Source organism: Clostridia bacterium (assembly GCA_035561135.1).
Lineage (GTDB): Bacteria > Acidobacteriota > Terriglobia > Terriglobales > Acidobacteriaceae > DATMYA01.
This window is the reverse complement of record DATMYA010000008.1, coordinates 209,366-234,790: the sequence shown is the minus strand read 5'-3', so window position 1 is coordinate 234,790 and position 25,425 is coordinate 209,366. Positions and strand designations below refer to the sequence as shown.

17 protein-coding genes, 1 tRNA gene and 1 pseudogene are annotated in these 25,425 nt (G+C 57.8%); 14 read left to right on the top strand and 5 right to left on the bottom strand.

Annotated elements, in window-relative coordinates:
* Positions 1 to 385 precede the first annotated feature (385 nt).
* The 5 genes from larC to VN622_01190 all read left to right on the top strand — a co-directional run bounded on the left by larC (position 386) and on the right by VN622_01190 (position 6,647).
* On the top strand, positions 386 to 1,813 hold the full coding sequence (larC, locus tag VN622_01210) for a nickel pincer cofactor biosynthesis protein LarC (protein HWR34470.1): 1,428 nt from the start codon (positions 386 to 388) through the stop codon (positions 1,811 to 1,813).
* Between the two features lie 68 nt (positions 1,814 to 1,881).
* Positions 1,882 to 3,996 carry a methionine--tRNA ligase gene (gene metG, locus VN622_01205; protein HWR34469.1) on the top strand — a complete coding sequence of 705 codons (2,115 nt, stop codon included), beginning with the start codon at positions 1,882 to 1,884 and terminating at the stop codon, positions 3,994 to 3,996.
* A gap of 109 nt (positions 3,997 to 4,105) precedes the next feature.
* A complete protein-coding gene (locus VN622_01200; protein ID HWR34468.1) occupies positions 4,106 to 4,918 on the top strand; it encodes a TatD family hydrolase in 813 nt (270 codons plus the stop codon).
* A 158-nt stretch (positions 4,919 to 5,076) separates the two neighbouring features.
* Positions 5,077 to 5,577: a YajQ family cyclic di-GMP-binding protein gene (locus VN622_01195; protein ID HWR34467.1), complete on the top strand. Its 501-nt coding sequence runs from the start codon at positions 5,077 to 5,079 to the stop codon at positions 5,575 to 5,577.
* An 80-nt stretch (positions 5,578 to 5,657) separates the two neighbouring features.
* Positions 5,658 to 6,647 carry a polyprenyl synthetase family protein gene (locus VN622_01190; protein HWR34466.1) on the top strand — a complete coding sequence of 330 codons (990 nt, stop codon included), beginning with the start codon at positions 5,658 to 5,660 and terminating at the stop codon, positions 6,645 to 6,647.
* A 146-nt stretch (positions 6,648 to 6,793) separates the two neighbouring features.
* Here VN622_01190 and VN622_01185 read toward each other — a convergent pair whose 3' ends face one another.
* The 3 genes from VN622_01185 to smpB form a co-directional block, all read right to left on the bottom strand.
* Entirely contained in the window at positions 6,794 to 7,516 is a 723-nt protein-coding gene (locus VN622_01185) for a response regulator transcription factor (protein ID HWR34465.1), read from the bottom strand.
* A 516-nt stretch (positions 7,517 to 8,032) separates the two neighbouring features.
* Positions 8,033 to 9,682 carry a leucyl aminopeptidase gene (locus tag VN622_01180; GenBank protein ID HWR34464.1) on the bottom strand — a complete coding sequence of 550 codons (1,650 nt, stop codon included), beginning with the start codon at positions 9,680 to 9,682 and terminating at the stop codon, positions 8,033 to 8,035.
* Positions 9,683 to 9,706: 24 nt separating this feature from the next.
* A complete protein-coding gene (gene smpB / locus VN622_01175; protein ID HWR34463.1) occupies positions 9,707 to 10,234 on the bottom strand; it encodes an SsrA-binding protein SmpB in 528 nt (175 codons plus the stop codon).
* Positions 10,235 to 10,563: 329 nt separating this feature from the next.
* Between smpB and VN622_01170 the strand changes: the two genes are divergently transcribed.
* From VN622_01170 to VN622_01140, 7 genes are all read left to right on the top strand, one after another.
* Positions 10,564 to 12,930: a cohesin domain-containing protein gene (locus VN622_01170; protein ID HWR34462.1), complete on the top strand. Its 2,367-nt coding sequence runs from the start codon at positions 10,564 to 10,566 to the stop codon at positions 12,928 to 12,930.
* A 40-nt stretch (positions 12,931 to 12,970) separates the two neighbouring features.
* Positions 12,971 to 13,432: a type II secretion system protein gene (locus tag VN622_01165; protein HWR34461.1), complete on the top strand. Its 462-nt coding sequence runs from the start codon at positions 12,971 to 12,973 to the stop codon at positions 13,430 to 13,432.
* Positions 13,433 to 13,496: 64 nt separating this feature from the next.
* Positions 13,497 to 13,916: a prepilin-type N-terminal cleavage/methylation domain-containing protein gene (locus VN622_01160; protein HWR34460.1), complete on the top strand. Its 420-nt coding sequence runs from the start codon at positions 13,497 to 13,499 to the stop codon at positions 13,914 to 13,916.
* Positions 13,917 to 14,131: 215 nt separating this feature from the next.
* Positions 14,132 to 15,808, top strand: a complete 1,677-nt coding sequence (gene hutU / locus VN622_01155) for a urocanate hydratase (protein HWR34459.1) — start codon at positions 14,132 to 14,134, stop codon at positions 15,806 to 15,808.
* A gap of 68 nt (positions 15,809 to 15,876) precedes the next feature.
* Positions 15,877 to 17,169 carry an imidazolonepropionase gene (gene hutI / locus VN622_01150; protein ID HWR34458.1) on the top strand — a complete coding sequence of 431 codons (1,293 nt, stop codon included), beginning with the start codon at positions 15,877 to 15,879 and terminating at the stop codon, positions 17,167 to 17,169.
* Between the two features lie 437 nt (positions 17,170 to 17,606).
* Positions 17,607 to 20,237, top strand: coding sequence for a M1 family metallopeptidase (locus VN622_01145; protein HWR34457.1), 2,631 nt, complete (start codon positions 17,607 to 17,609; stop codon positions 20,235 to 20,237).
* A gap of 267 nt (positions 20,238 to 20,504) precedes the next feature.
* Positions 20,505 to 20,580 (top strand) — tRNA-Phe (locus tag VN622_01140).
* A 193-nt stretch (positions 20,581 to 20,773) separates the two neighbouring features.
* Here VN622_01140 and VN622_01135 read toward each other — a convergent pair.
* A complete protein-coding gene (locus VN622_01135; protein ID HWR34456.1) occupies positions 20,774 to 20,977 on the bottom strand; it encodes a hypothetical protein in 204 nt (67 codons plus the stop codon).
* 211 nt (positions 20,978 to 21,188) lie between these two features.
* Positions 21,189 to 21,595: pseudogene (gene mscL, locus VN622_01130) on the bottom strand (large conductance mechanosensitive channel protein MscL).
* A gap of 214 nt (positions 21,596 to 21,809) precedes the next feature.
* Here mscL and VN622_01125 point away from each other — a divergent pair.
* Positions 21,810 to 22,589 (top strand): SGNH/GDSL hydrolase family protein, encoded by a 780-nt coding sequence (locus VN622_01125; protein HWR34455.1) that lies wholly within the window; start codon positions 21,810 to 21,812, stop codon positions 22,587 to 22,589.
* A gap of 494 nt (positions 22,590 to 23,083) precedes the next feature.
* Positions 23,084 to 25,378 carry an NADP-dependent malic enzyme gene (locus tag VN622_01120; protein ID HWR34454.1) on the top strand — a complete coding sequence of 765 codons (2,295 nt, stop codon included), beginning with the start codon at positions 23,084 to 23,086 and terminating at the stop codon, positions 25,376 to 25,378.
* Positions 25,379 to 25,425: the final 47 nt, after the last annotated feature.

Sequence of the window (25,425 nt, the reverse complement as noted above, 5' to 3'; positions counted from 1 at the left end):
GCTGATGGCCCGAACTGCTGGACCCAGAAGTGATCGGGGAAGGTTCGGAACCCACGCGGTTGCGCAACTTCCGCGCGCCACTCGACGTGTCTAAAAGTTTAAGTTACTGAAGAGACAGGCGATTATAACAATAAGTCGCGCGAGTCATCGCGAACTCGGTTTACGACATTGACCCTCTGCGGCTAAACAGGCTGCGGAAAAATCTTTGGTTAAGGCCAACGTTCACTCGTTGGCACTTTCGGCACACCCGGAAGTGTGTCCTTTTCAAGGACTGAGTTTTTCAGCAGCTGCTAGGTTGTGAGGCAAACCTGATAACCTTAGTGTCGTCTCTCGTGGTTGAGCGTACGAGTTCCTGCTGTACGAATTCCTATTCGATAAAGGTCAAATGCGGATCGCATACCTGGATTGTTTTTCCGGAATCAGTGGTGACATGTTCCTGGGCGCGCTGGTCGATGCTGGCGTCCCGGCGGAACTGTTGCTGGAGACCGTTCGCTCGCTGAACGTTGGCGCTGAACTGGAAGTGTCTCGTGTAGACCGGAACGGCATCACGGCAACTAAGGTGGACGTGGTCGTCGGTGGCGTAAAGGACATGCCACGCGAGGAATACTGGGAAGCGCGGCGGGAAGGCGTAGCGGGACATTCGCATGAACATCAGCACGAGCATTCGCACGGAGAGGGCTCGACGCACTCGCATCCCCACGACCATGCACCCCAGCACTCCCATAGTCATGATGACAAGGAACATAAGCATCGGCACGAAGGCCCGCATGAGCATCGCGGGTTAAAAGAGATTCGGGAGATTATTGGCAAGGCGGCGATCTCCGGCACGGCCATGCAGACGGCGCTGCGCATCTTCCAGAACCTTGGCGAGGCTGAGGCTAAGATTCACAATAAGGATGTCGAGACAATCCACTTTCACGAAGTTGGGTCGGTGGATGCGATCGTCGACATCGTCTGCGCCGCCGTAGGCGCCGAGGCGTTGGGTGTGGATGATTGGCACTGCTCGGCGCTGAACGTGGGTGGCGGAGTGGTGCAGTGCGCGCACGGTACGCTTCCCGTTCCCGCTCCGGCGACACTGGAACTTCTGAAAAATGCGCCAGTGTATTCCTCGGAGATCAAGAAGGAACTAGTGACGCCGACAGGCGCGGCAATCGTGCGTACGCTGGTTAAGGAGTTCGCAGGCTTTCCCGCAGTGCGCGTCTCGGCAATGGGGTATGGCGCCGGCGCGAGGAACTTTAAAGGCGCGGCGAATGTGGTTCGCCTGACAGTTGGCGAAGCCGTGATTCCCGACGCGCCAACTCGAGACCTAGCCGAGGTTCGCTCAGCCTCGCAGGCGGGGCAAGATGGGGCATCGCCGGAAGCAGATGCCGTGATGGTCATCGAGGCGAACCTGGATGACATGACCCCGCAGGTGTTTGGATACGTGATCGAGCGATTGCTGGACGCAGGAGCGCTGGATGCGTTTGGGACGCCGGTGCAGATGAAGAAGAGCCGTCCGGGATTTGTCTTGACGGCACTGACGCGGGTTGAAGATGCGCAGCGAATTGCCGCCCTGATCTTCGCCGAGACTACGACCATCGGCATCAGGATGCGTCGCGAAATCCGCCAGACGCTGGATCGTCGCCATGTTTCGGTACAGACGCCGTGGGGCGAAATTCGCGTGAAGGTTGCAGAACGGAATGGCGCTGTGAGCAACGTGGCACCGGAGTTCGAGGATTGTAAAAAGATTGCGGTGGAGCATGGCATACCACTGAAAACGGTGATGCAGGAAGCGATGAGGCTTTATACCGAGAAGTTAGCCTCGGGGGACTAATGTCTCATTTCGCATGGCTGAACGCCGAATTGCAGACTGATGCCGTGCGCACCAAGCTTGGAAAACTTATGGATGATAAAAGTCACAACAAGTTTTACATCACGACGCCCATCTACTACGTGAATGCGCGCCCGCACATCGGGCATACGTACACGACCATCGTGTGCGATGCGATCGCACGACGGCAAAGGATGCTTGGCGCAGACACGTTCTTTCTGACGGGAACGGACGAGCACGGCCAGAAGATCGAGCGCTCGGCAAATGCGGCTGGCAAGTCGCCGCAGCAGTTCACGGATGAGGTCTCGGCAGAATTCAAGGCACTGTGGGACCGCATGGGCATCAAGTACGACAAGTTCATTCGTACGACGAGCCCCGAGCACAAGCGCGGCGTACAGGAGATGTTCCGCCTGCTGCGCGACAAAGGCTACATCTACAAGGCGAGCTACAGCGGACAGTACTGCGTTTACGACGAGCTTTATGTGGACGTGAATACGCCGGGTGCGCCGTGCCCGGACTGCGGGCGTCCGACCGAAACGGTGACGGAGGAGAACTATTTCTTCAAGCTGTCGGCCATGGAAGACCGCCTGCTAAAGCTGTACACGGAAAACCCTCAGTTCATCCTGCCAGAGACGCGGCGCAATGAAGTGATCGCATTCGTGCGCGGCGGATTGCGCGATCTGTCGATCTCGCGCACGACATTCAAATGGGGAATCCCGGTGCCGGATGATCCGGAGCACGTGATTTACGTCTGGCTGGATGCGCTTTGTAATTACACCACGGCACTCGGTTTCGGGTCGCCGGACAAAAACGGCCAGGCACAATTCGAGCGCTACTGGCCGGCAGATGTGCACATGATCGGCAAGGAGATCGTGCGCTTTCATTGCGTGTACTGGCCGGCTTTCCTGCTCGCGGCGGAGTTGCCGCTTCCGAAGCAGATCGTTGCACACGGCTGGCTGCTTTTTGAAGAGAACAAGATGTCGAAGTCGCGCGGGAACATCGTGCGGAGCGAGACGATTCTTGAAGTGCTCGGGGCCGACGCGCTGCGCTATTTCCTGATGAGAGAGATCGTCTTCGGGCAGGACGGATCGTTCTCGTTCGATGCGCTGGTGCAGCGCTTCAACAGCGACCTGGCGAATGGCCTCGGGAATCTTGCGAGCCGTACGCTGTCGATGATCACCCGATACTTCAAGGGCGAGGTTCCGTATCCGTCGGCGACGGCAGCTCGCGCTGCGTCGGACGAGGCGATCGCGAAGCTCGCGACCGAAACGATCGCGCAATTCAATGTGCAGTGGAACGAGTTCCAGTTCTCTCGCGCGTTGGAAACGGCGTGGGCACTGGTGGGTGCAGTGGATAAGTACATCGTCGAGAACCAGCCATGGGCTGTTGCGGAGAAGCAGGATGAGGACAGCCGTTCGCGGCTGGCAACGATCCTGTACACGTCGGCCGAAGCGCTTCGAATTGTGACCGCGTTGAGCCATGCGGTGCTGCCGGATTCCACGGCGAAGATCTGGGCGCAGATGGGACTAGGCGACATCACGAAGTTCAAACTGAACGAACTCAAATGGGGACAGCTTTCGGTGGGAACGAAGCTGGGCAAGGTGGAAGCAGTTTTTCCCCGAGCTGATAAGGCCAGTATCGAAAGGATGCAGCAGATGGAGCAGGACAGGACCGCCGCGGCAGCAGCAGCGGCGAACGGGACGAACCCGGAAGCGAAGACGGAATCGGCACAGCAGCCGGCGGGAACAGGCGCGCAGGCAGGACAATCGGCGACGCAGGCAGCAGCGGCGAATCCGGCCGGTGTTGCCGCCGAGACATCGGCACCCCAGCCGACGACAGCCGCGGCTCCGCAGAGCCCGATGATCACGATTGATGACTTCCTGAAAGTCGATCTGCGCGTCGGCCAGGTGAAGTTTGCGGAGAAGGTAAAGGGTGCGGACAAGTTACTGCGGATTGAAGTGGATCTCGGCTACGAAACGCGGCAGGTCGTCGCAGGCATCGCGAAAGCCTACGACCCTGAGAAGCTGATCGGGCGGAAGGTTGTCATCGTTGCAAACCTTCAGCCACGCAAGCTGCGAGGACTGGAATCGCAGGGCATGATCGTCGCCGCAAGCTTCGGAGAAGAAGGCCAGCCGGTGCTGGCAAGCTTCCTGGAGGATGTGCCCGTGGGGTCGAAGCTGAAGTAAAACGGAGCGCATTCAGGTGGTGCTGTAAAGAAATCCCTCGACTTCGCCCGGGAAGGCAAGCCTGAGCGGTTCATGATGTTTCGCTGTGGTTCGCTCGGGAAATAACGTCTTGTCACTGACGACTGCTGCTATGTATATCGATTCGCACGCACATATCGAAGGCAAGCAGTTTGAGCAGGATCGCGGCGAGGTGCTGACGCGCGCGCAGGCAGCGGGTGTGGAGGCGCTGCTGGCGATCGGCAACGGCGACGGACCGGGCACTCTCGACTGCGCTGCGAATTACGCTGCGAAGCACGATTGGATTTGGGCGACAACCGGCATCCATCCACATGAGGCGCGACTGGCGGACAAAGCGGCTTATGACGAACTGGAGCGCGTGGCGCATTTGCCGAAAGTGATCGCGTGGGGCGAAATCGGGCTGGATTACTGGTACGACCACTCTCCCAGAGATGTGCAGCAGGCGGTCTTCCGGGAGCAGATGCAGATGGCCAAGGTTGCGAAGAAGCCCATCATTATCCATTGCCGTCCATCGAAACGGGGCGAAGATGCGTGGGATGATTGCCTGCGCATGTTGCGCGAGGAATGGGCTGCAACGGGATTGGGTGGCGTGCTGCACTGCTTTACGGGAGAGTTGAAGCACGTCCGCGCGGCGCTGGACCTAGGCTTCTTGATTTCTTTTGCGGGGAACGTGACTTATCCCAAGGCGCTGAACATACAGGCGGCGGCGCGCGAAGTTCCGGCTGAGAGCTTTCTGATCGAGACGGACTCGCCGTACCTGGCGCCGGTGCCGCATCGAGGCAAGCGCAATGAACCCGCATTTGTGACGGAGACTGCGCGCTTTATAGGCGAGCTGCGCGGGACGAGTGCCGAAGAAGTGGGGCGGCAGTCGTCGGCAAACTTTTACAAGTTTTTCGGAGTCTGAGAAAAGACATTCACGTTTCGGCACTCTGTTCAGAAAATCGACGCGCTGCACGGCCGAAGGATAGAAAAGCCGGAGAGACGCAGGCACGACAACATGTACGGATAGTGCTTGAGGGTGTAGGGTCTGGTAGATTTGTTTTGGACAGGAACGGAACGCAAATGGCTGCCGATAATTCATTTGACATCGTGAGCAAGGTGGATCTGCAGGAGGTTTCAAACGCCATCCAGCAGGCCCTGAAAGAAGTCCATCAGCGGTACGATCTGAAGGATTCGCACTCGAACATCGAGATGGAAGGCAAGGAAGCGCTCATACTGACTTCGGCCGACGATTACAAGCTGAAGGCGGTAAACGAGGTGTTGCAATCGAAACTGGTGAAGCGCGGTGTCCCGTTGAAGGCGCTGGATTACGGAAAGATTGAATCGGCGGCGGGCAGCACGGTTCGCCAGCGAGTGACGATGCAACAAGGCATCCCGACGGAAAAGGCCAAGGACATCGTAAAGGCGATCAAGGACTCGAAGAAGAAGGTGCAGGCGTCGATCCAGGGCGACTTCGTGCGGGTGAGCGGCAAAGACCGCGATACGCTGCAGGAGATTATGGCCTTGCTGAAGCAGAAAGATTTCGGCGTCGATATGCAGTTCACAAACTATCGGTCGAACTGACGGCCATGCAGTTTCGGGCCGTAGCATCGTCGTACGCACAGGGATACACAAAGCGTTTCCAAACCCATAAGGGCTCACGATTGAACAGTCCAGCAACAGCGAATGCGAAGGAAGTTTTTGATTTGCTGCGCGACGATCTTGCAGCAATCGAGCGCGAGTTCGGACGCGACACCGTTTCGCGCGCGCGCGCGATTACTGAGATCGGCGAATACTTGCGCGGCGGCGGCGGAAAGCGCCTCCGGCCTACCCTGTTGCTGCTCTCAGCAAAACTAATGAACTATGCGGGCGATGGCGCAATCAAGCTGGGCGCGGTGGTGGAGATCATCCACACGGCCACGCTGGTACACGACGACATCATCGACGAGGCGCAGACGCGTCGCGGGCGTCCGGCGGCGAATACGCAGTGGGGTAACTCGAAGTGCGTGCTGGCGGGCGACTGGCTTTACATGCAGGCGTTCAAGGTTGCGATCGACGCGCGCAACTTCCGCATCCTCGACCTGCTGATCGATCTTACGCAGCAGATGGTAGAAGGCGAGTTGCTGCAGATTGAAAAACTGGGCAAACCAATCACGCTGGAGGAACACTTCGACCTGATCTATCGGAAGACGGCGTGTTTGTTTTCAACGTGCATGCAACTGGGCGGCTTGCTGGGGGGCGGCACCGAAGAACAGATTGAACGGCTGGGCTCCTACGGACGCAATGTCGGCATGGCATTCCAGATCGTTGACGACGTGCTCGACCTGACGGCGTCCGAAGAGGTGCTGGGCAAACCGGTGGCGAGCGATTTGCGTGAAGGCAAAGCTACGATGGCAGTCATCGACGCGCTGGAGCGCTGCACACCCTCAGAGCGGAAGAAGATTGAGACCGTGCTGGTCGAGCGCGCCTTCAACGGCGTGATGCACGCAGACATCCTGGAAATCCTGACTCGTCATGGCTCTCTGCAAAGGGCTAGCACGCGCGCGGCGGAATTCGCCGAGGCAGCCCGGCAGGATATGGCTGGATTCGATGACTCAACTTTTAAACGCGCACTGCTGTGGGCACCGGATTACGTAGTGGGTCGAGAGAAATAGCGGACGGCAGACGCTAGACATCAGACGTCAAGAAAACCAACAACAAAAACAAGAGCAACAACAAGAGATTAAGAGAAAGTGAACGCCGCGCGAGTTCAATCGCGCGGCGGTTTTATTTGATATGTGACGAGTGGACGCCCTCGTAATCAAGCAGCAGTTTCATGCTGAGTAACGGCGTACAGGATAAGTTCGACCCGGCTTGAGATACCAAGCTTCTCGTAGATTCGGAAGAGGTAATTCTTGACTGTGTGTTCGCTGAGATTGAGCTTTTGTGCGATCTCGCGGTTGGTGAGACCATCAGCAATCAAAGGAACAATCTGCTGCTCGCGTTGGGTAAGGAGCGCATTACCTTTGGCATCCACGCAGCGCAAAGGCATTGCCGACTCGAGTGCTTCCAGCAAGAACTGAAGCTCCGTGCTATTGGCCCACACTTGTCCTCGAGCAACGGCGTTGATGCAGCGGCACAGAGACTGAACGGACTCGGAACGGCGAAATACGCCACGCGCGCCGCCGCGGAACGCGTCAACAACAAGTTCACGGTTGGAGGCGTCTATCATCATCACGACTCTTGTGCGCTTGTCCGGGCCGAGTTCGCGAAGGAAATGAAATCCGCTGAATGGACCGTCCTGGAGATGGAGGTTGACAATTGCAACCTCGGGAACCGAGCTGGAGATCTGTTCGCGGGTGTCCCGAATGCTGGTGGAGCATCCCACGATTTGGAAATTCCTGTACCGCTTCAAGGCGTTCGTAAGGAGCTCACATCCCATTACGTTCGCATCGGATATGAGAATGCGAATCGTCCCGCTGGCCGCAATATTCTGGCCATCGGCGGATTGAGCAGGAAGGTCGAAGTCGTGAGACTGAGACATGATTTTCTAATACTCCAGAGTAAACACGGGGGAGAAATGATAACTAAGTGATAAACGTTGCGCAATGGCTGCCGTAAGAATTTCAGAGTCCATCAACTCTGGATGAGAGTTACGAGATTTGTTGCTGGCATGGTCGCCACTCTATACGTGCTTTTCACAACTTGCGAGGTCGCCATCTAGCTCACGGGCTCCAAAACGGCGATGGTTAGGTTAATTGGACCCGCCCGCACTCGCCTTCAACAAAGAGGCGAAAGCGATGTGCATGGTTGCATCAGAGCGCTAATTTCCCAGCCAAACTCGACCTTACCCACGGGGGCTACGGGGGCTCTCACCCTCGTCAAGTCAACGTAGCTGCAAAAACCGAAGCCGCCATAACGTTCGCCATAGCGAGTGCATCTCTGGTCCGTTTTAGGCGAAGTGAGAGAGTGACTGTAACTTGAACTCCACACAAGATAAAGGCCGCCCGTTCGAGAGGGCGGCCTTTGTCTTGGCCGAGAACGTGGTCGAGAGTTTGCGTTACAGGCCCGCGCCGGAATCCGCGTGGTCCTGGGCAGCTTTGGTTCCCTTGCGAGTTTTCTCCTGCGTGCCGCCGGTAAAGCCCGAGCCGGGGGGATTCCCACCATTGCTGGCAAACTGGCGGGTAAACTCTACCAGGGAACGGACGGCAAAGCCGCTTGGTCCTTTGGCAATCCAGCTCTTGCTGTCTTCTACCCAGGCAGTTCCCGCGATGTCCAGGTGGATCCACGGAGTGTCCTCAACGAACTCCTTGAGGAACATGGCTGCCGTTACCGCTCCTCCCCAGCGTCCGCCGCTGTTGACGATATCGGCAATGTGAGATTTGATCATCTCGCCGTATTCGGCATCCACAGGGAGTCGCCACATCTTTTCGCCGGAGCGCTTGAGAGCATTTGCGAACTGAATGAAGTACGACTCGTCATTGCAGAAAATTCCTGCATTGACATGTCCGAGTGCGACGACACAAGCGCCGGTGAGCGTTGCGGCGTCGACGAGGTGGGTGGCGCCTAGTTGACGTGCGTAGTGCAGCCCGTCGGCAAGAACGAGCCGGCCTTCGGCGTCGGTGTTGATGATCTCGATGGACTTGCCGTTCATGGCAATCTGGATGTCGCCGGGTTTCTGCGCCTTGCCGCTCGGCATGTTCTCACTGGCGCAGACAACCGAGATAACGCGCACATCGGGCTTGAGCAGCGCTATGGCGCGCATGGTGCCGATCATCGCCGCGCCGCCGGCCATGTCGTACTTCATCTTCTCCATGCCATCGGAGGGCTTGATGCTGATCCCGCCTGAGTCAAACGTGATGCCCTTGCCGACAAGGCCGAGGGTTGGCTCAGCGGGCGCGTTAGCCGGTTCGTAACGCATCACGATGAGGCGCGGTTCTTGTTCCGAACCCTGGGAGACACTCCAGAAGGCGCCCATCTTCAATTCGTGCAGCTTGGCGGGACCGTAGACTTCGCACTTCAACCCGACTTCCTGACACATCTTCTGCGCACGGTCGGCCAGGATGGTTGGCGTCATGCGATTGCCAGGTTCGTTGACGAGATCGCGGGTGAAGTTTTGCGATTCGCCGATGATGCGGCCCTCTTCGAGTGCGGCTTCGAGAGCTTTCTTGTCACTATTTGCCGGGGCAACTACGGTGAGTTCGTCAAGCGTCTGATCCTTGCGGTCAGACTTGTAATAGTCGGGATCGAAGTTGCCGACGAAAGCACCTTCGGTGATGGAGCGGACCGCGTCCGTCAGTCCGCCGCGTTCGAAGGCGAGCGTGCTCTGCGCCGTGGGGTCGGCGACACCGTCCCACGATTCAGGCGCGACGAAGGCAAAAGACTTGATGCCTTTCGGCTTCAGAAAACGTACGGCGGTTCCCGCCAATTTGCGGAGTTCGTAGGAGGAGAAGTTCTTCGACTTGCCACCACCAACGAACAGGATGCGCTTGGCCTTGAGTCCCTGCGGGCGATGGAGCATGACGGTCTCAAAGAGCTTGCCGGTGACTTCCTTGGCGCCGATGAGATCTTCGGCGCTCTTGCGGACGTTCGCATCGGAGCACTGGAGTTCGGGGACGGAGTTTTCCTTGTCACCGGTGTCGAGCACGGCAACCACAAGGACTTCGGTTTCAAGCTGCGAAGGGGGTGTATGAGAAAGGATAGTTTTCATGCGGAAAGTGCCTTTCTAGGTGCGTTAACTCTTGCGGCTGCGAGCGACGGCTTCCCTGGCTTCCTTGTCGGCGGTACGGCGGCGTTCGGTCTCTCGCTTGTCCCAGTTTTGTTTGCCCTTCGCGAGTGCCAATTCCACTTTGACACGTCCACTTTTGAAGTACATGCGGGTTGGAATGAGCGTCAGGCCTTTTTGCTGGGTTTTGCCGGTGAGCTTGTGAATCTCGTTCTTTTTTACCAGCAACTTCCGGGTGCGCAGGGGTTCATGGTTAAAGATGTTGCCATGCTGATAGGGACCGATGTGTGCATTAATAAGGAACAACTCGTTGTTCTTGACCAACCCGTACGCGTCTTTCAGGTTGGCGAGTCCGCTGCGAACGGACTTGACCTCGGTGCCGGAGAGGACGATGCCGGCTTCAAACTTGTCTGATAGAAAGTAGTTGTGGGAGGCGACGCGATTGACTGTTGCATCGCGCTCGCCACTGGCGACCGGGTCGCGGCGGACGTTCTTGGGTTTTTCCGGACTGGTCTGATGCGTTATCGAGCGAGCCATAGCGAAGACAAAATGCTAACACGTGACAGAGTTACACGTTACTCAATGCTGGTGTAAGGCTTGCCGGAGGTGAAGCCCTGCTCTGCTTTCGCGCCAGGAAGTGGGGCCCGGGCTACGCGCAACGCCGCTGTGTACCCACGGATTTGTGTGACATTTCCACGCGCAGATAAAATGACAGTCTTAGGAACTTATGTTGATGATGGGGAATGGGGTTGCGTTGCTGCCGGATGCTATAATCGCGGTCACTTTTGGCCCGGGGGAGCCTCTATCCCCGCAGGCAGCGTAGTGGGAGCCTTGCATATTCGCTATAAGTTGACAAAAGGAGTGCGATGACACGCGTATACCGCGTTGCGGTGGTGCTGCTGATAGCGCTAGTTGCAACTCTTCCCGCTGCTGCCGATAAGGCTAAATCTCTGTTCGAAAAAGCACGAGACGCCGAGGCGCACCAGAACTACGAACTCGCTTACGACTACTACAAACAGGCATTCGATCTGAAGCCGAAGGACCTGAAGTATCGCGTGTCGTACGAGCGCACGAAGTTCCTTGCGTCGGCATCGCACGTACATAAAGGGCAACTGCTGCGAGATGCAGGCAGGCTGGAAGAGGCGTTGATCGAATTCCGGGCAGCGCTGGGGATCGACTCATCCAGCTTCATTGCGCAACAGGAAATGAAGCGCACGCAGCAGATGATTGAAGAGGAGCGCCGAAAAGCGCAAGAGCCTGCGCCCCAGGCGGAGAATCGGCGCTTTTCCGGTGCGGCTGGCCCCGTAGAGTTGGCTCCGATTTCGGAAGCGCCGATCACGCTGAAGTTGAGCGAGGACACGAAGGTTATCTACGACACCATCGGCAAACTTGCCGGCGTGAACGTGCTGTTCGATCCGGACTACACGTCGCGCAGAATCAAAATCGAGTTGAATGGCGTGACATTGAACCAGGCGCTGGAGATCACGGCGCTGGAATCGAAGACTTTCTGGCGCCCGGTGACGCCGAACACGATTTTCGTCGCAGCCGATACCACGGCGAAACGCAAGGAACTGGAACAGAGCGTTATACGGACTTTTTATCTTACGAATTTGTCCACGCCGACGGAAATCCAGGACGTGACGAATACGCTCCGGCAGATTCTCGAGATCAGCCGCGTGCAGCAGTTGCCCACTCAGGGCGCCATTGTCGTGCGCGGAACGCCGGACCAGATCGCGCTGGCGGAAAAGCTGATTGGCGACATCGACAAGGCGCGGCCTGAAGTTGTGGTTGAAGTAGCGGTGATGCAGGTGAGAAAGGATCGCCTGCGGCAACTGGGAATCACGCCGCCATTCTCGACGACGAACTCGCCGAGCATTGCGCTGCAGGGCGGAACAACGACAACGACGCCGACGACGGGCACTCCAACCACAACAACGAGCCCGCTGACGTTGAACAAGCTTGCCAACCTGGACGCCCGCGATTTCGTGGTGAACATTCCTTCGGTGACGGCGAGTTTCCTGCTGAACGACGGCACGACGAAAGTCATACAGAATCCGCAAATCCGCGCTCTTGATGGACAGAAGGCAAGCCTGAAGATCGGCGATCGCGTCCCGGTCGCCACCGGGTCGTTCCAACCCGGCATCGGCGGCGTAGGTATTAACCCGCTGGTCAATACGCAATTCCAGTACATCGACGTGGGCGTGAACATCGACGTGACACCTCGCGTCCATGCCGGACGTGAAGTGAGCCTGAAGGTGATGCTGGAGATTTCTGCCGTAACGCGAACGGCGAATATAGGCGGCATCGACCAACCCGTTATCGGGCAGAGAAGGATCGAGCACGACATTCGCCTGAAGGAAGGCGAAGTGAACCTGCTGGGCGGCATCATGGAATCGAGCGACGTCAAGGCAATGAGCGGTATGCCGTGGCTGTCCCAGATTCCTGTGCTGAAGTATCTGTTTGGCCGTGAGCAGGTTGAAAAGGCCGACAACGAGATCGTATTCGTGCTGGTGCCGCACATCGTGCGTTCGCAGGATGTTACGGATCTGAACACGCGCACGCTGGATGTAGGTACGGCGAATGCTATCGACATGCGACGCGAAACTCGCAGACCGCCCGCTCCGGCTGTCCCAGCGCCGGTACCACAGTCGATGCAACAGCCGCCGGCACCCATGAGCCAACCTGTGCAGCCGCGGAGTACCGCAGCAAGCGCGCAGCCGCAGCAAGGCGCGCAAGGCACCGAGGGGGCAGGAGCAGGCGCTGCGATGGCCCAGTCTCGAGCACAGATGGTGTCGCCAGCTGCGAGCGCAGGAACTCAAGGAGCGCTTGTGAGCTTCGATCCGCCAACGGTGAACCAGGCGGCGGGGCAGACGTTCGCGGTGAGTGTAGTCGTGAGCGGCGCGCAGAACGTCCACTCGGTGCCGTTGCAGATCGCATATGACCCGAAGACGCTGCAATTGTTGAACATATCGAACGGCAGCTTCCTTGGACGTGATGGGCAAGCGGTCGCCCTGGTGCATCGCGACGATGCGGCGGCGGGATCAGTGCAGGTAACCGCGACCCGCCCCCCGGGCAGCGGAGGCATCTCTGGCGATGGCCAGGTATTCACGCTGACCTTCCAGGCAAAGGCGCCGGGACAGTCGACACTTAGCATCAATCGCGCGATGTTGAGGGATTCTGCCATGCAGACGCTGCCGGCGACAGGGTCGCAGGCTGTGGTCACGATCCGTTAGACGGAGCTGCAACGCGAGCACCTGGTATTGAAAAGTCGTGATGAATCCGAATAGAGTTCGTGGTCAGCGGGGCGTGACCCTGATCGAGTTGATCGTGGCAATCACCATCATGGTGATCCTGACAGGGGCGGCGGTCCCGCTTGCACGCACGACCATCAAGCGTCAGAAAGAGCGCGAACTCAGGAATGCGCTGTGGGAAATGCGCGACGCCATCGACCGATATAAAGATGCGGCGGACAGAGGCGCATTTCAGGTGAAGCTGGGGAGTGAAGGCTATCCCCCGGATCTGGATACGTTGGTGAACGGCGTGGATGTGGGTGGAAAGAAGGTCCGGTTCTTGCGGCGTATTCCGGTTGATCCGATGACGGGTGGAACGGACTGGGGTTTGCGAGCGATGGCGGACGATCCGAATTCACAGTCCTGGGGCGGACAAAACGTCTTCGACGTATTCACAAAGTCGCAAGGCACTGCGCTGGACGGGACGAAGTACGCGGACTGGTAGATAAACGGGCAGTGGATGGGTTTTTTGTGTAGCCTCGTGGAGCGTTTGTAGTCGAGGGGATTGGGTGACTAGAGCTTTAGATAATTCGAGGCGCAGGAAGTCGGCGTTCGGGTTCACGTTGGTCGAGTTGATGATTGTGATCTCGATCATTCTGATCCTGATGTCGATCTCGATCCCTATGTACCAGCAGTCGATCACGAGGGCGCGCGAAGCGGTATTGCGGCAGGATCTCTATACGCTGCGCAGCTCCATCGATCAGTACACGCTCGATAAGCAGAAGGCGCCCCAGGCGCTGGAAGATCTGGTACAGGGCGGATATCTGAAAGAGATACCGAAGGACCCCTTCACCAACGCGACGGACTCCTGGCAGATTGTGATGGAAGACACGATGATGGCCGTGGATCAGCAGCAGCCCGGGATCACGGATGTTCACAGCGGCGCGACGCAGACGTCGATGGATGGGACGGCATACAGCAGTTGGTGAGTCCTATAGAGCAGTTATCAGCGAGCCCAGCCCGGCGATGCCGGGCTTCTTGTTTGGCGCGGGCGCAGAGAGCGGACGGCGCGCTCTGCCGCTGCCTCGGGATGACAAACCAAGTTCCAGCATGCAGTTCCCGGACCTGCTACGAAGTTTGCACTACTTCATTTGAGGCACTAAGATTCTGGGTTCTTATCTTTTCTATTTAGAGTGAGGCTGCGATGCCGGTTGAAGCTGATGTTTCTGCACGCACTTATAAGCCAATAAAGGCCCCGCGAGGGAGTGAGCTTTCCTGCAAAGGATGGGGGCAGGAAGCCGCCATGCGCATGTTGATGAACAATCTGGACGAAGAGGTGGCCGAGCGTCCTCGGGACCTGGTCGTTTATGGCGGAACAGGGCGGGCAGCGCGTAGCTGGGACTGTTACGACGCGATCGTGCGGTCGCTGAAGGGCTTGGATAACGACGAGACACTGCTGGTGCAGTCCGGCAAGCCGGTGGCGGTTTTCAAGACGCATGAGTATGCGCCGCGCGTGCTGATCGCGAACTCCAACCTGGTGGGACATTGGTCGAACTGGGAGAAGTTCAACGAGCTGGAACGCGCAGGCCTGATGATGTACGGGCAGATGACGGCCGGCTCGTGGATTTACATAGGGTCGCAGGGAATCATTCAGGGAACATTTGAGACGTTTGCGGCGGCCGGAGCGAAGCACTTTGGCGGCGACCTAGCTGGTAAGCTGATCGTGAGCGGCGGCATGGGCGGCATGGGTGGAGCCCAGCCGCTGGCAGCAACGATGACTGGCGCTGCGTTTCTCGGCATCGACGTGGACCCGGAGCGTATCAAGAAGCGTCTGAGGACCGGCTACTGCGACTTCATGGTGACGTCCGTGGACGAGGCGTTGAGGATTCTGAAGAACGCGCTGCGGAAGAAAGAGAATGTTTCCGTCGGGCTCGTTGGCAATTGTGCCGACGTGATTCCGGAACTCGCGGATCGCGGCGTCGTGCCGGATATTCTTACCGACCAGACGTCGGCGCACGATCCGCTCAATGGGTATGTGCCGAACGGGATGTCGCTTGAAGCGGCGCTTGAGTTGCGGAAGACCGATCCGAGGCAGTATCAGGAGAAGTCACTGGCGGCGATGGCGAAGCACGTCGAAGGGATGCTGCGTCTGCAGAAGATGGGCGCGGTGACGTTTGACTACGGCAACAATATTCGGACGTTTGCGTTCCAGCAGGGAGTGAAGAACGCGTACGACTTTCCAGGGTTCGTGCCGGCGTACATACGTCCGTTGTTCTGTGAAGGTCGCGGACCATTTCGCTGGGCGGCATTGAGTGGCGAGCCCAGCGACATTCACGCGACGGATGAACTGATCAAGCAGATGTATCCGCAGAACACGCTGCTGACGCGCTGGATTGACCTGGCGGCGAAGAGGATCAAGTTCCAGGGACTGCCGTCGCGCATCTGCTGGCTGGGCTATGGCGAGCGCGCGGAGTTCGGACTGGCGATTAACGACCTGGTGAAGAAGGGTAAGATCAAGGCGCCGGTGGTGATCGGGCGCGACCATCTGGATTGCGGGTCGGTGGCTTCGCCCTTCCGCGAAACGGAAGCCATGAAGGACGGCTCGGATGCGGTCGCCGACTGGGCGCTGCTGAATGCGGTGCTGAACACTGCGAGCGGCGCGACCTGGGTGTCGATCCACAACGGCGGCGGAGTGGGCATCGGATACTCGCAACATTCGGGCCAGGTAACGGTGGCCGATGGCACCGACATGATGGCAAAGCGTATCGAGCGTGTGCTGACAAACGATCCGGGAATCGGCGTCGCGAGGCATGTGGACGCGGGCTACGACGAGGCGAAGAGCTTCGCACGCGAAAAGGGCGTGAAGATTCCGATGCTGTGAGTGGGACGAGACGGTCCGAGTTTGACGCAGGGTAGGTTGTTGTACTGAAGAACACTGGGGGAAGGTCCGTGACGAAATCTTCTGAGGCGCAGTCGGTGGCTGCGCCTTTGCTTTTGCACAGCATAGGGCAGTTGGTGACGATGCAGTTGTCGGCGTATTTCGGGCCGCGTCGCGGCAAGGCCTTGGCCGAGATCGGTGTCGTTGAAGATGGAGCGGTGCTGATCAGCGGTGGCGAGATCGTCGCAGTGGGGACTTCTAAGGAACTGCTGCGGGATCCGTGGCTGAAGAAGAATCGTAAGCGCGTCGCGGAACTGGATTGTCGAGGCAAGGTGGTCACGCCGGGATTTGTGGATTCGCATACGCATCCGGTGTTTGCGGCTCCGAGGCTGGTGGATTTCGAGAAGCGGATCACGGGTGCAACTTACGCCGAGATCGCAGAGGCCGGAGGCGGAATTCGGTCGAGCATCCGTGGCGTGAGGGAGGCTTCGCAGAAGGAGTTGGCCGAGATCACTCTGGCGGTTTTTGAAGAGATGTCGGCCATGGGGACGACCGCGGTGGAGGCGAAGTCGGGCTATGGGCTGAGCGCAGAGTCGGAGTTGAAGTCGCTTGTGGCGATACGCGACGCGGCGCGGTATTGGCCGGGCACGGTGGTTCCAACGCTGCTGGGCGCACATGTTCCGCCGCCGGAGTACAAGGCAAACCCCGACAAGTATGTGGACGTGATCTGCCGGGAAATGATTCCGGAGATTGCGCGGCGGAAACTCGCCAAGTATGTGGATGTGTTTTGCGAAAACGGAGCGTTCACGGCCGCGCAGTCGGAGCGCATCTTTGAAGCAGCGCGAGAGCATGGGCTGGAGGTGCGGGCGCACGTTTGCCAACTAACGCATTCGAATCTCCAGCCCTTTCTGCGGTTCAATCCGGCGTCGCTGGACCACATGGACTTTGTGAGCGATGAAGACATGAAAGCGCTGGCGAAAACGGATTCAATTGCGACACTGGTGCCGGGAGCGAATTACTTTCTGGCAACGAAGGCGTATCCTCCGGCGCGGAAGTTGATCGAAGCAGGCGTTGCGGTGGCGCTGGCGACGGATTACAACCCGGGCAGCGCGCCGACGGCGAGCATCCCGATGGTGATGTCCATCGCATGTACGCAGATGAAGATGTCTCCGGCGGAGGCCCTGTCGGCTGCAACGATCAATGGCGCGTACGCGCTGGGACTTGGCGAGCGGAAGGGAACCATCGAACCCGGAAAGGATGCGGACCTCGCGATTTTCCAGTTGGATGATTATCGCGAGATTGCCTACTGGTTTGGTGCGAACCACTGCGTGGGAACGGTGATGAGTGGGACTTGTAGCTGGTGATTCCAAAAACAACTTTCTTTGAACGGTACAAGGCAGCCACTCGGGCTGCCTTTATCTATCTTTATCTTGCCTTTATTCATCTTTATCTAAAGATGGGCCAGGAACTATCTATAAGGTGGGCTAGGAAGTCCTTCCGGCTACTCTGCTTCAACAGGAGGCACCGCGGGTTGGCCGGGTGCGCTTGTAGAGGCGCATGAGAAAAACCACGGGAACTTGCGAACCTTGGATGACGTATGACAGTGCGGTGCGTCTATTGGGGAAAGTGTGGGTGTGTGCTTCTGGAAGAATTGTTGCCGAGTTGTTGATCCATCGTTCCGCAGTTGGGCATCCGAATACGGTCCGGGCGTTAGCGGCAACTTGACCTGCTGATGTCCGAAGCCTCGTGTCTGCTAGATGACTCCAAATCTCTGTTACGTGAATCCAAGGGTGCTATTGCTATGAAGAGAGCGACGTTTCTACTACTGACGCTGACTTTCGCGCTGGCCTGCATGGGCTTTGCGCAGAGATTGCCAGAGACGGCAAGTCCGAGCCATTACCAACTGACCTTCACGCCAAACTTCAGCGACAACACATTCAAGGGGGAAGAGACGATCGAAGTCCGCGTGTTGAAACCGACTAACGCCATCACGCTGAACGCGGCGGAGATCGCGTTTGACGATGTGAGCGTCTCGCAGGGCCAGCAGGTGCAACAGGCAAAGGTGTCGCTGGACGAAAAGATCGAGATGGCGACGCTCACGGTGGACAAGCCGCTGACAGCGGGCGACGCGAAGATCAATATCCGGTACACGGGGCAGTTGAACGACAAGCTGCGCGGTTTTTATCTGAGCCAGACGGCAAAGCGGAAGTATGCGGTGACCCAGTTTGAGGCGACCGATGCCCGACGGGCGTTCCCGAGCTTCGACGAACCGGCACAGAAGGCGACTTTCGACATCTCTGTGGTCGTGGATAAAGATGATACGGCGATTTCGAATGGGAAGATCGTGGCGGATACGCCTGGGCCTGCGGCGAACAAGCACACCATAAAGTTCGCGACAACTCCAAAGATGTCCACGTATCTCGTGGCGCTGCTGGTTGGCGATTGGAAGTGCCTTGGGGATGAGGTGGACGGCATTCCTCTGCGCGTCTGTGCGGTGCCCGGCAAAGAGCAGATGGGCAAGTACGCGCTGGACGCGACGAAGGCCGTCGTCAGCTATTTCAACAAGTACTACGGAATCAAGTACCCGTTCGGAAAGCTGGACCAGATTGCGCTGCCGGATTTCGAGGCCGGAGCGATGGAGAACACGGCAGCGATCACCTATCGCGAGACTGCGTTGCTGGTGGACGAGAAGACAAGTTCGGAATCGACCAAACAGCGTGTGGCGAGCGTCATCGCGCACGAAGTGGCGCATCAGTGGTTCGGCGATCTGGTAACGATGGAATGGTGGAACGACATCTGGCTGAATGAGGGGTTCGCCACCTGGATGACGCGGAAGCCGCTGAAGGCTTGGAAGCCTGAGTGGCACATCGAACTGGAAGAGGTGCAGGGCTCGAACACGTCCATGACGGGCGACTCGGTCGTGAACACGCGTCCGATACGGAAGAATGCCGACTCGCGCGGGGAAATCAACGCGCTGTTCGACGGCATCGCCTACGGAAAGACGGCAGCGGTGCTGCGGATGCTCGAGAGCTACCTTGGCGAAGAGACATTCCGGGCGGGCGTCAACAATTATCTGAAGGCGCACGCCTATGGCAACGCGACGGCGGAGGACTTCTGGACCTCGCTGGCGCAGGCCTCCAAGAAACCAATCGACAAAGCCATGGCGAGCTTTGTCGTGCAAGCCGGCGTGCCGTTTGTTGAACTGAAGGCGAAATGCGACGGAAACAAGACGCAAGTGACCGCGTCGCAGAAACGCTTTTTTGTGGACCCAGCGCTGTTTGCAAAAGGCGGTGAGCAACTCTGGCAGATTCCGGTGTGCATGAAATCGCTTGGGCAGGACGGCAACACGCTGGGTAGTAAGTGCGAACTGCTGGCGGAAAAGACGCAGACGTTCACCATGGACGGCTGCGCCGCGATGGTGTTCCCGAACTCTGGCGGCATGGGCTACTACCGATATTCGTATGATCCGTCGGCATTGAAGGATCTGGAAGTCGGGATCGAAAAGGCGCTCGCGCCTGCAGAACAGGTTTCATTGGTAGGCGACGAGTGGGCGCTGGTACGCAGCGGCCAGCACGACGTTGGCGACTACATGAACCTGGTGGACGCGATGAAGGACGTTCGCCTGAAGCCTGTGCTGGACGAGATTTCGCAACGCATCAACTACATCAATCGCAACCTGGTTACGGACGAGTCGAGGCCGGCGTTCCAGGCGTGGTTGCGCTCTTATGTGCGCCCGATCCTGGCGGAACTGAGCTATACGCCGAAATCAGGCGAACCGGTTTCGGCCAAGGAACTTCGTTCGACAGCGTTGGAGTTGTTGGGCAACGTTGGGGAAGATCCCGAGGTCATCGCAAAATCGCGGGAGCTGACGCAGCAATACATCAAGGATCCGGCGTCGGTGGATCCTTCAACCGCAGATGCCTTCGTTTCCGTCGCGGCGGCACATGGCGATGCGACTCTGTACGAGCAGCTCAGGGCGCAACTCAAGAACGCCTCCACCCCCGACGTGTACTACACGTTCTTCTACGCACTCTCGAGCTTCCGCGATCCGGCACTGCTGAAGCGCACGCTGGAGTTTGCGCTGACGTCGGAGGTGCGGAACCAGGATCTACGCATTGTCGGAGCTATTGTTGGCAGCCGCTGGGGCGGTCCGATGGCATGGGAGTGGGTGAAGCAGAACTGGGACGGCTTAATGAAAAAGGCGAGCGGCAGCATTGGAGCAGCGGGCCAGACGTTCGGCTCCACAGGGAACTTCTGCGATGCCTCGATCCGCGACGACGTTAAGAAGTTCTACGACGACCACCCGATTCCCGGTACTGAGCGCGGCTTCCGTCAATCGCAGGAGCAGATCAATTACTGCATCGATATGAGGGATCGCCAGACTCCGAAGCTGGCGAACTGGCTACAACAGAGCGCGCGAGCTAGCAGGTAGGTCCCGAGCCATTCATTTCTGGGCGTTGCCTCGACGACGCCCAGAACTACGACCACAATCGCGAACAGGCGTCCGTGTCATTCATTCCCTTACGCTCCTGCCGGGAACACTGGCAGGGCGCGTTACAGCTGCAAGTACGTTTAAGCAGATTGTTCGAGGTTCGGCTTTGAGAGATTCGCGAACGCTTGCTATAATTCAGTTGTTCCGCACGGCACTGATCTCGCGATGATGCGTCCTGCATCGCGTTCCGAAGGTGCAACATAGTGTGGCCAGGTAGCTCAGTTGGTAGAGCGCGGCCCTGAAAAGGCCGGCGTCGGCGGTTCAAGTCCGTCCCTGGCCACCATTTTTCAGTAACTTGTCCCTTCGCTTTCCCATCCGCTGGTTCAGTGTATCTTTCATTTGCTGGTTCTTCGATCTCCATCTCCCGTTTGCTTTGGCGTGGAGAGTTCCTTCCTTTGCAAGCCAATCTTCGCCTTCTCACTGAAGCTTCAGAAAACGGCCTTGGAGTCGAAAGTAGTTTTCGCCCTTGTTTTTTGTTATGCGCTCTTTCGTCCCAGCATTCCTCCGACCTTGTCCTTGATTCCTTCCGCTCCGCCACCGGAGAGAGCGCTATCCAATTGGCTGGCAATGGGCGCCGGAAGCCTTTGCTTCAGGAACTCCATTACTGTTTGAACCGCGGATTGTGCCTTGTCGTTGTCAATACCTACACGCGATTTGAGTTGTTCAATCAGTTCATTCACTGTGCTGCCCTCGTTTCAGTGGCGCGTGAGCCTGCGCCACCTGAATCCACTTCTGATGAAACGGGCAGTGGGAAAGATGGCGCATATTACGGCTACGCTGATAACAAGCGCCGGGGCTAGTGCGCGATGGCAGGCTTCGGGCGAAGTAAGGGCATGAGAGCTACAGAACCGGAACATCTCTGCGCAGCCAACGAGAAGCTGAGTACGGTGCCTAGGGTGCGACTGAGCTAGTACAGAATGCGCATTTTCTCGCTTTGAGCGGTATCTCGCTCAGACATTCCGGGCATTTCGTTGTCGTGGGATCGACGGGAGCCTCGCCCCGTCTCACTCGTTCCAGATACGCGTTCATTGGAACCACGACAAAGAAATAGATCGCCGCTCCGACGAGAAGGAACGAAATCACCGCGTTGAGGAAGTCGCCGTACATGATGCGGCTTCCATTGAGATCGAGGAAGAGGTTCGAGAAATCTGGCTTGCCGAAGATCGCCGCGATCAGGGGCGTTAGCAGATCCTTAACCAACGCAGCCACTACCGCGCCGAACGCAGCTCAAGAACTACTGCGACAGCGAGGTCGACCACGTTTCCTCGAAGTATGAATTTCCTGAATCCCTTCAACATTCTGTCCACCTCGGCGAGATTGTTCGGGCAACGGCCCGTGATCAGAGTGGCCCCAGGCGTGATCACACCCTTTACAACGAAACTGATGCCCAAGGAGGAGAGTGGGTTGGACTCCAGAGCTGCCTGCATGCGGTGATCATGGGCAGTCGCTCCGTTCCGCTGGCGTTAAGCATCTGAGATCGAGATAGGTTTCGCAGCAACATTGAAGGGGAGCATGCGCGCTTCATTTTGTCGCAGGTTCAAAAGCGTTCTGACATTCATGCTGTTGCTGTATCTGGCTGGCTGCGGAGATGGCGGGGACGGCAGCACTGGCGCGGCATGGAAATACGTGGCGCTCGGGGACTCTTTGGCTGCGGGATTTACGGCGTCGCAGGGCTACGTGCAAAGGTATTCGCAATACGTGCAGGCCGACACAGGAGCTTCGGTCACAGTTCGCAACATGGGTGTACCGGGTTGGCAGAGTGGCGATCTGCTGAATGCCTTGCGCAATGACGCTGACTTTCGCGCCGCAGTATTTTCGGCCGATATCGTTACATGGGACATCGGCGGGAACGATCTTCTGAGTTCCTACAAGCTCTACCTGAGAGGAAACTGCGGGGGCTCGGACAATCAGGATTGTTTCCGGAGTGCGGTGGCAAACTTCAGGATCAACTGGAACGGGATCATCAGCGAGTTACTCGCGCTTTCACGACCGGGTAAAACGATTCTGCGGACCATGGATATCTACAATCCATTCGTCGCGGAACAGATGGTACTAGGCAATCTAGGACAAACGAAGCCGTACCTGGATGCAGTCAATGTACATATTGAAAGCTCTGCACAACAGAATGGGATTCGGTGCGCGAAGGTTTACCTGGCTTTCAACGGTGCCCAGGGCCTCGATGACCCGGTATCGAAGGGGCTCATTTCGATTGATGGTTTCCACGCGAGCGATGCAGGGCACAAACTGATGGCCGACTTGCTTCGAGGCTTCGGTTACGCACCGTTGAATTAGTGCGACACAGCTTCACTTCAGTCAGTTGCACGGCAGTGCTCGAAGAGTTCCGTTGTGAAGTATCGCTCCATGCGATCCGGGAAGATGGTGACGATCTTGGCTATATGCTTCCACTTTGGGTCAAAGTGTTAATCTCACGGGATCCAAGTGTTAATCTCACGCCGTCAACGTCGCGGGAGACGAGATCTGGTTGCGCGTAGTCGGCGTGTCCAACGATTTCACATACAGTTGTACTTGCAGCGCAAAGCGTACCTGCTCACATTCCCAGAGCGAAAGTGCTGCTCGAGCTTGGGCTGTTTGCCGCACGGGCATTCGCCAACATCGCCGGCAGCACCTTCATCTTGTCACACCTCAATGTGCGGTAGGCTACAAATTGACGCCTATCATTCAGATATAAATAGGAAAGAGCAGGATGGGTATGCCGTTGCGTGGCTACCGGCATCGGACCAGGCGGTTATCGGGACCCAAGAACTCAAATTGCTAGAGGAGCCATCATGAGTACAAAAAAGCAGGACGCCCTCGACTATCATATGGGGAATCGCCCGGGAAAGATCGAAGTATCACCAACAAAAGCTTGCCGCACGCAGCGTGACTTGAGCTTGGCCTATACGCCTGGCGTCGCGGTTCCGTGCCTGGAAATCGAGAAGAATCCTAAAGACGCGTACAAGTACACCGCACGCGGCAACCTGGTTGCCGTGGTCAGCAATGGCTCGGCCGTACTCGGACTCGGCAACATTGGTGCACTGGCGGGCAAGCCAGTTATGGAAGGCAAGGGCGTTCTGTTCAAGCGCTTCGCCGATATCGACGTATTCGATCTGGAAGTGCAATCCAGCGATCCCGAGGAAATCGTGCGGTTCTGCCAGATGGTGGAGCCGACATTTGGCGGCATTAACCTGGAAGACATCAAGGCGCCCGAGTGCTTCTACATCGAAGAGAAGCTCAAAGCCACGATGAATATTCCGGTGTTCCACGATGATCAGCACGGCACGGCAATCATCTCCGGCGCAGCGTTGCTGAATGCTGTGGAACTGGTTGGCAAGCAGATGGACAAGGTGCGTATCGTGCTGAACGGTGCCGGAGCCGCGGGTGTCTCATGCGCGGAGCACTACATCCGGCTGGGCGCGAAACGCGAAAACATCATCATGTGCGACACCAAGGGAGTGGTGTTCAAGGGCCGCACAGAGAACATGAATGTTTACAAGACGCGCCTGGCGAATGACACGCCGCTGCGTACTTTAGCAGAGGCGATGTGCGGAGCCGACGTTTTCGTTGGGCTCTCGGTCAAGGGAGCGGTTAACCAGGACATGGTTCGCTCCATGGCCAAGACGCCTATCATCTTTGCTCTGGCGAATCCCGATCCGGAAATCACGTTCGAAGAAGCGAAGGCCGCGCGTCCCGACGTGGTGATGGCGACCGGACGCTCCGATTATCCGAACCAAGTGAACAACGTACTGGGTTTCCCGTTCATCTTCCGGGGCGCGCTGGACGTTCGTGCGACGGCGATCAACGAGGAGATGAAGTTGGCGGCGACTCGCGCATTGGCGGCGCTCGCAAGAGAAGATGTACCGGACTCGGTATGCCGTGCGTATGGAATCGAACGCCTGCGCTTCGGCACCGATTACCTGATCCCGAAGCCGTTCGATTCCAGGGTGCTGGTGTATGTTGCGCAAGCCGTGGCCGAAGCTGCGATGGCGACCGGCGTCGCGCAAGAGCCTGTTGACCTGGTTCAATACCGGGAAACGCTGGAGAATCGCCTTGGCAAAGCGCATGAGTTGATGCGCATGATGGTGAACAAGGCGAAGACCGACGTGAAGCGCGTCGTGTTCCCAGAAGGTGAGAACGAGAAAATCCTGCGGGCAAGCCGAATCCTGGTTGAGGAAGCAATCGCGCATCCGATCCTGCTTGGCAACGAGAAGAAGATCCAGCGCAAGGCCGAACGGGCCGGCGTAACGTTGGACGGAATCGAGATCATCGACCCGTTGGCGTCTGAAGACCGGGAGGCTTACGTACAGGAATACTATGCGCTACGCCAACGCCGGGGCACAACGCTTTCCGAGGCTACGGAAATGATGGGGAACCGCAACGTATGGGGCTCCATGATGGTTCGACAGGGAAGGGCAGACGCCCTGGTTTCCGGGGTGACGCAACACTATCCCGACACGATTCGTCCGGCACTTCATGTGATCGGTGTGCGCGAAGGTATCCACAGGGTATCTGCGACGTATGCGATGGTCACTCGCCGGGGAGACATGTTCTTCCTAGCCGATGTTGCGGTGAACATCGACCCCACGGCCGAGGATCTGGCCGAGATTGCGCTGTGCACTGCGCAGCAGGCGCGGCGCTTCAACGTGGAACCGCGTGTTGCAATGCTCGCCTTCTCGAACTTTGGAAGCACGAAGCATCCGTTGTGCGACAAAGTCCGGAGAGCGGTGAGTTTGGTGCGAAAAGCCGATCCGACGCTGATGATCGATGGCGAACTGATGGCCGACACGGCGGTGATGCCCGAAGTCATCGAGCAGACGTATCCGTTCTCAACCCTACGCGGCGGCGCAAACGTACTTATTTTCCCCGATTTGCAGTCTGGGAACATTGCGTACAAGCTGCTGGCGCGCCTGGGTGGAGCGGAAACCATTGGTCCGCTGTTGATGGGCATGAGCAAGCCTGTGCACGTCCTGCAACTCGACGCGGAAGTTGAAGAGATCGTCAACATTTCCGCCGTCGCCGTGGTGGAAGCGCAGGATGCAGCAAAGCAAACGCCACGCGCAGCTGCGGCGGCAATGGCGGATTAGCTCGCTGGGTATCAGACAAATGGAACAGGCGGCCGGAGACGGCCGCC